Origin of the sequence: Vineibacter terrae, from assembly GCF_008039615.1 — a bacterium.
GTDB classification, from domain to species: domain Bacteria; phylum Pseudomonadota; class Alphaproteobacteria; order Reyranellales; family Reyranellaceae; genus Vineibacter; species Vineibacter terrae.
This window is the reverse complement of sequence record NZ_VDUZ01000015.1, coordinates 69,047-79,921: the sequence shown is the minus strand read 5'-3', so window position 1 is coordinate 79,921 and position 10,875 is coordinate 69,047. Positions and strand designations below refer to the sequence as shown.

The 10,875-nt window shown below is 68.5% G+C and carries 9 protein-coding genes; all 9 read left to right on the top strand.

Annotated elements, in window-relative coordinates; translation table 11 throughout:
• Window positions 1-130: 130 nt before the first annotated feature.
• Window positions 131-1,621: a protein adenylyltransferase SelO gene (locus tag FHP25_RS15005; RefSeq protein WP_231712334.1), complete on the top strand. Its 1,491-nt coding sequence runs from the start codon at window positions 131-133 to the stop codon at window positions 1,619-1,621.
• 439 nt (window positions 1,622-2,060) lie between these two features.
• Complete coding sequence (locus FHP25_RS15000; RefSeq protein ID WP_147847750.1) at window positions 2,061-3,443, top strand: ABC transporter substrate-binding protein; 1,383 nt, start codon at window positions 2,061-2,063, stop codon at window positions 3,441-3,443.
• 135 nt (window positions 3,444-3,578) lie between these two features.
• Window positions 3,579-5,804, top strand: coding sequence for a hypothetical protein (locus FHP25_RS14995; protein WP_178133546.1), 2,226 nt, complete (start codon window positions 3,579-3,581; stop codon window positions 5,802-5,804).
• A 184-nt stretch (window positions 5,805-5,988) separates the two neighbouring features.
• The gene (locus FHP25_RS14990; protein ID WP_147847748.1) at window positions 5,989-6,879 is read left to right on the top strand and encodes a branched-chain amino acid ABC transporter permease; all 891 of its coding nucleotides are present in this window, start codon (window positions 5,989-5,991) and stop codon (window positions 6,877-6,879) included.
• Between the two features lie 2 nt (window positions 6,880-6,881).
• On the top strand, window positions 6,882-7,898 hold the full coding sequence (locus tag FHP25_RS14985) for a branched-chain amino acid ABC transporter permease (protein ID WP_147847747.1): 1,017 nt from the start codon (window positions 6,882-6,884) through the stop codon (window positions 7,896-7,898).
• 4 nt (window positions 7,899-7,902) lie between these two features.
• Window positions 7,903-8,691: an ABC transporter ATP-binding protein gene (locus tag FHP25_RS14980; RefSeq protein ID WP_147847746.1), complete on the top strand. Its 789-nt coding sequence runs from the start codon at window positions 7,903-7,905 to the stop codon at window positions 8,689-8,691.
• The gene (locus FHP25_RS14975) at window positions 8,678-9,397 is read left to right on the top strand and encodes an ABC transporter ATP-binding protein (RefSeq protein ID WP_147847745.1); all 720 of its coding nucleotides are present in this window, start codon (window positions 8,678-8,680) and stop codon (window positions 9,395-9,397) included. Before FHP25_RS14980 ends, FHP25_RS14975 begins: the two co-directional genes overlap by 14 nt.
• A 4-nt stretch (window positions 9,398-9,401) precedes the next feature.
• Window positions 9,402-10,493 carry a hypothetical protein gene (locus FHP25_RS14970; RefSeq protein ID WP_147847744.1) on the top strand — a complete coding sequence of 364 codons (1,092 nt, stop codon included), beginning with the start codon at window positions 9,402-9,404 and terminating at the stop codon, window positions 10,491-10,493.
• Window positions 10,490-10,873 carry a cupredoxin domain-containing protein gene (locus FHP25_RS14965; protein WP_147847743.1) on the top strand — a complete coding sequence of 128 codons (384 nt, stop codon included), beginning with the start codon at window positions 10,490-10,492 and terminating at the stop codon, window positions 10,871-10,873. The genes FHP25_RS14970 and FHP25_RS14965 overlap by 4 nt, the downstream gene beginning before the upstream one ends.
• Window positions 10,874-10,875 lie beyond the last annotated feature (2 nt).

Below are 10,875 nucleotides of genomic sequence, written 5' to 3'. Positions count from 1 at the left end.
CTCAAAGAGGAATGATGCTCGCCATCAACGTCGACACTGTTGATGCAACCCCCATCCGCCCTTCGGGCACCTTCCCCCGCAAGCGAGGGAAGGTAGGAAAAAGAGCAAAGGACGTGATCTGATGCCCGACATGCCGGCAGAGATGCCCCAATCCGCAGCGCCGATCGCGTTCGACAACAGCTATGCGCGGCTGCCCGACCGCTTCTTCGCGCGGCTGGCCCCGACACCGGTGCCGCAACCGCGTCTGGTGCGCGTGAATGAGGCGCTGGCGCGGCATCTGGGGATCGACCCGCAACGGCTCACGGCACCGGAGGGCGTCGCGATCCTGGCCGGCAATCGCGTGCCGGCCGGGGCCGAGCCGCTGGCGATGGCCTATGCCGGACACCAGTTCGGCAACTGGGTGCCGCAGCTGGGCGACGGGCGCGCGGTGCTGCTGGGCGAGGTCATCGACCGCGACGGCGTGCGGCGCGACATCCAGCTCAAGGGCGCCGGGCGCACGCCGTTCTCGCGGTCGGGCGACGGGCGGGCCGTGCTGGGGCCGGTGCTGCGCGAGTACATCGTGAGCGAGGCCATGGCGGCGCTGGGCATCCCGACCACGCGGGCGCTGGCGGCCGTCACCACCGGCGAGCAGATCCTGCGCCAGACGCTGCTGCCCGGCGCCATCATCACCCGGGTGGCGCGCAGCCATGTGCGCATTGGCACGTTCCAGTTCTTCGCCCGGCGTGGCGACCTCGAGGGCGTGCGCCTGCTGGCCGACCACGTGATCGAGCGGCTCTATCCCGAGGCGGCCGCGGCGGCGCAGCCCTATCGCGCCCTGCTCGACGCCGTGATCGAACGCACCGCCGCGCTGGTGGCGCGATGGCAGCAGGTCGGCTTCATCCATGGCGTGATGAACACCGACAACATGTCGATCGCCGGCGAGACCATCGACTATGGCCCCTGCGCCTTCATGGACACGTACCATCCCGGCACCGTGTACAGCTCGATCGATTCAGGCGGGCGCTACGCCTACGGCAACCAGCCGCGTATCGCCCATTGGAACCTGGTGCGCTTCGCCGAGACGCTGCTGCCGCTGCTGGGCGACGACGAGGCCGCCGCCATCGCCGCGGCACAGGCCGCCATCGACGCCTTCCCGGCCCGCTTCGAGGCCGCCTGGCTGGCCGGCTTCCGGCGCAAGCTGGGGCTGGCGCAGGCCCGGGACGACGATGCGGCCCTGATCCAGGACCTGCTCAAGCGCATGGCCGAGAACAGCGCCGACTTCACGCTGACCTTCCGGCGGCTGGCCGATGCCATCGAGACCGACACCCCGGCGCGGGACCTGTTCGACGATCCCGCCGCGTTCGATGCCTGGGCGGTGTCGTGGCGGCAGCGGCTGGCCGCCGAGGGCGGCGCCGCGGCCGAGCGCCGGATCGCCATGCGGGCGGCAAACCCCGCGTTCATCCCGCGCAACCATCGGGTCGAGGCGGTGATCGCGGCGGCGCAGGAGTCGGCGGATTTCGCGCCGCTGGACGAGCTGCTGGCGGTCCTGTCGGCGCCCTACGACGACCAGCCCCGGTTCGCGCGCTACACCGACCCGCCCAAGCCGCACGAGGTCGTGCACCAGACATTCTGCGGCACGTGACGCGGCCGCTCCGTCCACCGGAGCGGGCCGGTGTCACTGTCATCCCGAGCGCAGCGAGGGATCTCCTGCGGAAGACGCGCAGTGCGTCGTTCACGGGAGATCCCTCGCTGCGCTCGGGATGACAGTGGCTGGGACCGCGCCGCTCCAGCGGCGCTCATCGCCGTGAGCCGGCGCTTCGCGCCGGTGCGTCGCTGGAGCGACGCGGTCCGACCCGTCACCAGGCGCAGCCGGTTCTCCATCGACACCGCAAGATCCTCAGGACCGAGAGAAAATCCGACCCGACCACCCTGGAAGCTGCCATCACGCCGATTTACTTGGGGGCGCACCCGGGTATAAAGTATCGCATCACAGCAAGAAGAACTGACGGCCGGAGGCGTGTGCTTCGCGTGTCGTTCAAGCGTTCGCCTCGACCACGTGCACGTGACAGGGAGGACGAACCATGACGGTGCAGCTTGACCGCAGAAGTTTCCTGAACACGCTTGGAGTCACCATGGGTGCTGCCGCCGCGGCCACGGCGGTGCCGCCGATCGTGCCGGCCGCGGCGCAGACCAGCCCGCCGCCCAAGGGCAGCATCCCCTCCACCCCCCTCAAGTTCGGCCACATGACGTTCCTCACCGGCCCCGGCGCGGTGCTGGGCGAGCCGTCGCTCAAGGGGCATCTGCTGGCGGCCGAGGAGATCAACGCTCGGGGCGGCATCCTGGGCAAACGCAAGATCGAGACCATCACGGCCGATGAAAACGCCGGCACCGACGCCAATGTGAAGGAGCTTCGCCGCATGAAGCTCTCCGAGAAGATCGACATGTTCACCGGCGTCATCTCCAGCGGCAACACCCCGGCGCTGGGGCCGGTGGCCGAGGAGCTCAGCGTGCTCACGATCTTCGTCGACGGCTGCACCGATTTCCTGTGGGACAAGGCGGTGCCGAACCCGAAGTACACGTTCCGCATCACCAACATCCAGTCGGCCGACGGCGTGACCTGTGCGGTGGCGGCGGCCCAGACCTGGCCGACAGCCAAGAAGATCGCGCACATCCACCCCGACTACAGCTACGGGCGCAACGCCTTCGATCACTTCATGATCGCCTACAAGAAGATGGTGCCGGGAGCCGAGGTCGTCTCGGAGGGCTGGCCGAAGCTCGGCACGACCGACTTCACGGCGCACATCACCAAGACGATCTCGTCGAACCCCGACCTGATCGTGTCCTCGGTGTGGGGCGGCGACTACGTGGCGCTCTACAAGCAGGCCCTGCGCTTCGGCATGTTCAACAACGCCAAGTTCGCAAGCACGATCGCTTTCGGCGTGGCACCGCACGCCATCGGCAAGGACCATCCCGAAGGCGTCATCGCCGGCGTCCATTCCAACTACTACTTCACCTTCCCGCCGGGCAACCGCTGGCCGGCCAACAAGATTTTCGTGGAGAAGTACTTCAAGCGCTGGAACGAGTATCCGAACTTCCAGTCGGACGGCGCCTACCATACGCTCCACATGTACAAGACGGCGGTCGAAAAGGCGAACCGGCTGGTCGGCGGCTGGCCCGACGAGGAAGCGGTCATCAGCCAGCTCGAAGGCATGTATTTCGAGACCGCCGCCGGCTACCTCTACATCCGGCCCGACAACCACCAGGGCTACAAGGACGCGGTGACCGGCTTCTCGAAGAACGTGGCGGAATACCAGTTCCAGACCCTCGACCCCGCCCGGATGATCACCATCCCGATCCGCAACATCACGGCGCCGCCGCACTGGCCCAAGCCCGGCAACGGCCACAACGACCCGACCGCGACCTACAACTGGATCAAGGAAACCTGGCCGCAGGTGGCGGCCTGAGGCGCGCTCGCGGCCAGCGTTCCATGGCCTCTTCCCACCGGGGAGAGGTCATGCGCGATGCGGCGGCCATGACGGCGGAGGGGGCGGATGTTCACGCCGGGACTCCTCACGCGACAGGGTGTGTTGGCGGCGGCGATGCTGAGCGCAGCCGCCGTGCCCGTCGCGCGGGCCGGCCATGAGATCTCGTATTACCCTTCGTTCTATCCGCAGGAGATCCGCATCGAGCCGCTCGATCCGGATGCCGCCGCGCGCGAGTTCGGCAATGCGAAGGACCCGCTGCATGCCTATCTCGGCACGGCGCCGCGCTTTGCCGCCGATGTCCCGGCGAATCTCAAGTCAGCCGTCTCCTTGCGTTCCCTGATCGTCGCGCGCATCAACCCGCAGCGCCTCGCCGGCCGTGACGCGCGCTGCCGCGCCTTGGTCGAGGCTGCTTCCCGGTTGGCGACAGGCCCCGACGTCGTGGCGCATGCCTATCCGATCACCCCCTACCACGCCGACTATCTCGATCACATCGACAGGGTGCTGGACCGCCACCGCGACGCCCCGCCGGCGGCGCCGGAGCCGACGACGCGTGTGCGTGCCGACAGCGACGGGCTGCTCGCCGGCAATGACGGATCCGACGGAGCCTCGTGGGACGTCGACGTGCGCGAGGTGACGATCGATACCCTGACGCGCGATGCCGGCGTCTCGTTCAACACCTGGCCGGGGCCGCCCTGGGCGAAGGACGGCTGGTTCCAGGCCTATCACCTGCTGCGCCCCGTGGTCAGCGACCCCATCGACGCCAGGCGCGCGGACGAGATCCACGACCTCCTGACCGGCGGCGACACGCGCGACGACACACGGCGCATCGGCCTGGAGCGTGACCTGGTCACGGCCCTCACGCGCGGCTGCGACAGCGCCGTGATCGGCTATCGGCTGCGGCGCGAGGCCTACAGCGACGACTTCAGCAACGGCATCGAGAACATCGCGGTCGATTCGCAGTCGGGGTTCAACTCGCCCGTCGTCATGCGCACGTTGAAGCTGAAGGATCTGCCGTGGAACGGCTGGATGCGGCTGGGCATCGACACGCCGGCCGCCGCGGCCTGGAATCCCATCGCCGGCTTCACGGATGCGGCCGGTCGCCTGGTGTGGTCGATCGTCGGCGACAATGCCTTCCTGCCGATCCCCTACAACAGCCTCTGGGTCGCCAACCGCACCCGGATCAAGCCGGTGGAAGCGCCGGCGGCGGGACGGTCCCTGCGGGTTCCTCCCGACGCGCTGATCCCTGAGCCGCAAAATGGTCGGCTGGTGCCGGCCGGTGCCGATCATGGCGCGATGACCAAAATCGTCTACCGCGTGCTGGCTTCACCGTTCCAGGACGGCACCGCGATGGAGGCGGCCGATCTCGTGTATCCCTATGCCTTTGCAGCCAAATGGGGTGCCACGACCGCCGATGCCGAGATCGCCGCCGCGACCCGCCCGATGCGGGAGCAGTTCAAGGGCGTGCGCATCACCGGCGCCGAGGAGACGGCGATCGCGATCGGCGACCGGGTCTTTACGTATCGCTCGCCGATCGTGGAGGTCTATCTCGACGCCATGGCGGTGGCCGACGACCATCGCAATGCGCTGGTCGCGCCGCCCTGGAGCGCGATCCCCTGGCACCTGCTGGCGCTGATGGATGCGGCCGTCACGCGCCGGCTGGCGGCCTTCTCGGAAAGCGAAGCGAGGCGGCGCAACCTGCCCTGGCTCGACCTGGTGCGTGATCCCGCCCAGCGCATCGCGCTGCGTGCCCTGATCACGGAGTTCGCTGCCTCAGGCTATCGTCCGCCGGCCCTCGAAGACCTGGTCGACGCCGCGGCCGCCACGGCGCGCTGGCAGGCGCTCGCACGCTTCGTCGATGCCCACGACCATCTGCTCGTGACCAACGGCCCCTATCAGCTTCGGCGTTTCTCGCCCGACGTCTATACGTTCGATGTCGTCCGCGAGTTCTCGTACCCGGTGGGGCTGGGCACGTTCGACTTCTTCGCCTATCCGGCCACGGCGTTCGTCACAGGCATCGAGCGCGACGGCCCGCGCATGCTGGCGACGGCCGAGGCCGAGATCGCGCTCAAGCAGCAGCGCGACCACCGCCTCGTGCGCATCGCCTTCAAGCCCGACACCTTGCGCGAGACGCTGCCGATCCGGCCCGTGCCCCGCTACATTGTCGTCGGCGCCGACGGCCGCGTGGTCGCCGCCGGCGGCGCCCGTCGCGACGAGGATGGCCGCTTCGCGGTGTCGCTGGCACCGCTGCCGGCCGGCGACTACCGGTTCTTCATGGCCGTCTTCCTCGACGGCAACACGGTCGATCCGGCCATCGGCCGCCTCGACTTTCGAAGCGAGTGACACGGCGGAGCAACAGGAGGTCGCGTAGGACTCCAGCGTCTCCCAGTAGCTTCATGGTGAGCTTGTCGAACCATGAAGCTTCGCACGATCGCGGTGCGGACCACTTCATGGTTCGACCCGGTGAATGCGAAGCATTCACCTGTGCTCACCATGAAGTGGTTTTTCAGCCTCTACGGGGGAAACGGTGACGATCTTCATCATCCAGATCCTCAATTCCCTGTTCTACGCCGCGGTGCTGTTCCTCATCGCGGCCGGCCTGAGCCTGATCTACGGCGTCATGCGCATCGTCAACCTCGCGCACGGGTCGCTCTATGCGCTGGGCGCCTACGTCTCGGCCTGGGTCGTCGGCGGCGCCGTCGGCCATGCCATGAGCGGGGCTCTGGGCCTCGCCGGTGCTCTCCTGCTGCTGCCCATCGGCGCCGTCGTCATCGCGGCCGTCGGCGCGCTGATCGAGCCGACCCTGCTGCGGCCGCTCTACCGGCGCCCGGAGGAATACCATCTGCTGATCACCTTCGGGCTGCTGATGATCCTCGAGGACGCCATGAAGCTCCTGTTCGGCGGCACGCCGCTGTCGGCGGGCTCGATCATGGACAGCATGGGCAGCATCCCGATCGGCCGGCTGCTGTACCCGACCTACAACCTGGTCGTCGTCGCCATCGGGCTGATCGCGGCGCTGGGCCTGTGGTGGTTCATCTACCGCACCAGGTTCGGGGTCATCCTGCGTGCCACGTCGCAGGACCGGCGCATGGCGGCGGCGCTGGGCCTCAATGTCGGGCGCGTCTACGTTCAGGCCTTCGCCATCGGCTGCTTCATGGCCGGGCTCGGCGGTGCCGTGGTGGTGCCGGCGCAGGCCGCCGTGCTGGGCATGGGCGTCGAGGCCCTCGTGCTGGCGTTCGTCGTCGTGGTGATCGGCGGGCTCGGCAGCCTCGAAGGCGCGCTGGTCGGCGCGCTGATCGTGAGCCTGGTGCGCACCGCCGGCATCCAGTTCTTCCCCGAGATCGAGCTTGCCGTTCTCTACCTGATCGCGACCGCGGTCCTGCTGATCCGCCCGACCGGGCTGTTCGGGAGGGCGTGACGATGACCGCGATGACGACCACGACAGCCACGGCCGACACGGGCGGCGCCGCCTTCCTGCGGCTGCTGATCGCGGCGACCGCGATCCTGGTCGGGCTGGCGCTGCTGCCGGCCGTGGTCGATCCCTACCAGACGGTGCTCCTCACCTATGGCCTGGTCATGGCGATCGCGGCGCTCGGCTTCAACCTGCTGCTGGGCTACACGGGCCTGCTGTCGTTCGGCCATTCCGCCTATTTCGGCACCGGCGCCTATACGGTCGCCTTCATCGTGCGCGATCTCGGCGCGCATTCGATGGAGCTCTGCATCCTCGGCGGGCTGGCAGGCACGGTGCTCGTGTCGGCCCTGTTCGGCTTCGTGTGCGTGCGCCACACACGGATCTTCTTCGGCATCCTGACGCTCGCCCTGTCACAGGTGCTGTGGAGCCTCGCCTTCAAGTTCTTCTGGGTGACGGGCGGCACCGACGGCATCCGCGTCGCATACGCCAAGCTGACGCTGCTGGGCGGCCTCGTCGACTTCGCCGGGCCGGGGTCGTTCCAGCGCTTCGTCTTCGCCTACTATTACTACGTGCTGGCCCTGTTCACGCTGGCCACCGTCGTCATGTGGGTCATCGTGCACTCGCCGTTCGGCAAGGCGCTGCAGGCGATCCGTGACAACGAGACGCGCGCCAGCTTCGTCGGCATCTCCGTGCGGCGCCATCGCTGGATCGCCTTCGTCATATCGGGCGCGTTCACCGGGCTTGCCGGCATCCTCTGGGTGCCGCTCAACGGCCTGACCACGCCGGACGTGCTGTACTGGCCGTTCTCCGGCGAGATCGTGTTCATGAGCGTGCTCGGCGGCTTCCGCACCTTCGCCGGCCCGATCGTCGGGGCGGTGACCTTCAACTACCTGAAGACCGCCGCGGTCGCGAGCACGGAGTACTGGCAGCTGCTGCTGGGCGTGGTGCTGGTGACCCTGGTCCTGCTCCTGCCGTCCGGGATCGTGGGAACAGCCATGCGGCTGGTCAGCCGGTGGACGCGGTGACGCCATGAGCCTGCTGGAGACGATCCACCTCAAGAAGTATTTCGGCGACACGCATGCCGTCGACGACGTCAGCCTCGTGATCAAGGAAGGCGAGCTCGTCTCGCTGGTGGGCCCCAACGGCGCCGGCAAGACCTCGTTCTGCAATGTCGTCAGCGCCTACTACACCGCCGATTCCGGCACGATCCTCTTCAAGGGCCGCGACGTCACGCGCGACTCGGTGACGGCGCGCGTCAAGGCAGGGATCGCCCGCAGCTTCCAGCTCGTGAACCTGTTCGATGATCTCACGGCCTTCGACAACGTGGCGCTGGCGATCTTCTCGCGCGAGGGCAAGACCCGCAGCATGGCAGCCCTTGCCCGCCGCGACAGCGCCGTGACCGGCGAGGCCGACGCGGTGCTGGGCCAGTTCGGGCTCGCCGGCAAGCGCAACGAGCTGGCGCGCAGCCTGGCGCAGGGCGAGCGCAAGCTGCTGGACGTGGCGCTGGCCTATGCGCTGCGGCCCAAGCTGCTGTTCCTCGACGAGCCCACGAGCGGGGTCAGCACGCGCGACAAGGGCCAGATCATGGACACGATCGCCGGTGTCGTGCGCGGCGAGGGGATCACGGCGGTGGTGGTCGAACATGACATGGATGTCGTGTTCACCTACTCCGACCGCATCGTCGTGATGCACCAGGGCGCCATCCTCGCCAAGGGCACGCCCGACGAGATCCGGACCAACGAGGAAGTGGCGATGACGCTGATCGGCGCCGCCGGCCCTGACGCCTTCACGCAAAGGAGCGACCATGCTCGCGGTTGAGGGGATCGACACCTACCGTGGCCCCGCCCACATCCTCAACGGCGTGTCCCTGCACGTCGACCGCCAGGAGGTGGTCTGCCTCGTCGGCCGCAACGGCGCCGGCAAGACCACCACGATCGAAAGCATCATGGGCTTCCTGCCGGTGCGGTCCGGACGGATCCTGTTTCACGACGAGGACATGACCACGCTGCCGCCGCACGAGCGGGCGAAGCGCGGCATCGGCTACTCGCCGGAGGATTGCGGCGTCTTCCCGGATCTGTCCGTCGGGGAGAACCTGATGATCAGCCGCTGGCTCGGCGACACGGTCGCCCGGCGCCGCAACGGCGGCCCGCGTCCGGATGCCGAGGCCCAGGCATTCGGCCTGTTCCCCGAGGTGCGCAACCTGCTGCAGCGCCGCGGGCTGCACCTCAGCGGCGGCCAGCGCAAGATGGTCGCGATCGCGCGCGCCATCATGCTGTCGCCGGCGCTGCTGCTGCTCGATGAAGCCTTCGAGGGCCTGGCGCCGGTCGTGGTGAACCGCTTCGCCGAGGCGGTGATGAAGATCAAGGCCATGGGCGTGTCGATCCTCATGGCCGAATCGCATCTGGGCGCGGCGACGCGCATCGGCGACAGGCTCTATGCCATCGACCGCGGCGAGATCATCTTCCACGGTCCGCCGCAGGCGGCGCTCGCCGACGAGAAGGTCGTCAAGGCCCTGCGCGGCTAACGCGATGATCAGGCGCGCCATAGCCGCGATCGTCGTGACCGCCGCCTTGGTCACCGCCGCACAGGGCGGCCACGAGCTGCCGGTCTATCCGTCCTACTATCCGCACGAGATCGAGGTCACGACGGTGGCGCCCGACCGGGCGGCGGACCTGCTGCGTAGCGGCAGGATGCACGCCTATGTCGGGGGGACGCCGGACTTTGCCGGCACCGTTCCGGAGACGGTCGGTGCCGTCGAGTCGCTGGGCTCGTTCGTGACCGCCCGCGTCAATCCGGCATCACCGCATGCGCGCGACACCGCCGCCGCCTGCGCCGCCGTGCGTGCTGCCGCGCGCCGGACCGCGGTGAACGGGCCGATGATCCTGCATCCCTACCCGGTCACGCCGTTTCACGGCGACTACCTGCACCATGCCGACCGTGCCGAGGCCGCCACGAAAAGGATGCTCGAGGGCGAGGCCGCGGGCGCGGACCTGAAGCTGCGGGCCGCGGGCACGCCCGCACCGCAGGATCCGTGGGACGTCGCGATCGAGGAGATCGCCGTATCGGACCTCGTGGGCGGGGCGATGACAGCGATCAACGGCTGGCTGGGACCACCCTGGCTGAAGGCCGGATGGTACCAGGCCTATCGCGTCCTCGGGGACGGCGTCGATGGCGAGGCGAGGGACCAGGTCGAGAGCCGGCTGCGGCGGCTGCAGCACGACGAGGCGGCCGATGCCGTCGAGCGGATCAACCTGGAGCGCGACCTCGTGGCCGACCTCGTCGCCGGCTGCCGCAAGGTCGTCATCGGCTACACCGTGAAGCGTGAATACTTCAGCACCGAGTTCTCGGCCGGAATCGAGAACATCGCCTACGACATGCACCAGGGCTTCAATGCGCCGATCTTCATTCGCACGGTGAAGCTGAAGGACTTCCCCTGGAACGGCTGGCTGGCGTTGGGAATCGGCACGCAGCCGAAGGCCGCGTGGAACCCGATCGCGGGCTTCACCGATCCGTTCGGCCGGCTGATATGGGCGGCGATCGGCGATCCGGCCGCGCTGCCGTCCCCGTACGATGCCGGCTGGGCGCTCAACCGCATCTCCGATGTCGAGCTTGCGCGATGACGCCGGAATGCAAAGCCCTGCCGCGGCTGGCGCGCCGAGGCCTGCTGCGGCTGGCACCGATGGTCGCCGCCCTCACTCCGGCCGGCGGTGCCTGGAGCGCCGAGCTGACCTTCGACCTCACCGTCACGCAGGGCCAGGTGCCGGCCGACATGCGGCTGATCCGGGTCCGGCAGGGCGACATCGTCAGGCTGCGCTGGAGAGCGGACCGGCTGCTCACCGTGCACCTGCATGGCTACGACATCGAGCAGACCGTCGCGCCCGGCGCGGTGGCGGAGATGACATTCACCGCCCGCGTGACCGGACGCTTTCCCATCCATCGCCATGACTCGCACGCTCATGAGGATGCCCCGCTTGTCCGCATCGAGGTCTATCCGCGGTAGCA

What these genes read in the sequence shown, in the direction of transcription:
- FHP25_RS14975 (WP_147847745.1), top strand. Translation starts at nt 8,678, where the DNA reads ATGCTCGCGGTTGAGGGGATCGACACCTACCGTGGCCCCGCCCACATC.
- FHP25_RS15005 (WP_231712334.1), top strand. Translation starts at nt 131, where the DNA reads ATGCCGGCAGAGATGCCCCAATCCGCAGCGCCGATCGCGTTCGACAAC.
- FHP25_RS14985 (WP_147847747.1), top strand. Translation starts at nt 6,882, where the DNA reads ATGACCGCGATGACGACCACGACAGCCACGGCCGACACGGGCGGCGCC.
- FHP25_RS14995 (WP_178133546.1), top strand. Translation starts at nt 3,579, where the DNA reads ATGCTGAGCGCAGCCGCCGTGCCCGTCGCGCGGGCCGGCCATGAGATC.
- FHP25_RS14965 (WP_147847743.1), top strand. Translation starts at nt 10,490, where the DNA reads ATGACGCCGGAATGCAAAGCCCTGCCGCGGCTGGCGCGCCGAGGCCTG.
- FHP25_RS15000 (WP_147847750.1), top strand. Translation starts at nt 2,061, where the DNA reads ATGACGGTGCAGCTTGACCGCAGAAGTTTCCTGAACACGCTTGGAGTC.
- FHP25_RS14980 (WP_147847746.1), top strand. Translation starts at nt 7,903, where the DNA reads ATGAGCCTGCTGGAGACGATCCACCTCAAGAAGTATTTCGGCGACACG.
- FHP25_RS14970 (WP_147847744.1), top strand. Translation starts at nt 9,402, where the DNA reads ATGATCAGGCGCGCCATAGCCGCGATCGTCGTGACCGCCGCCTTGGTC.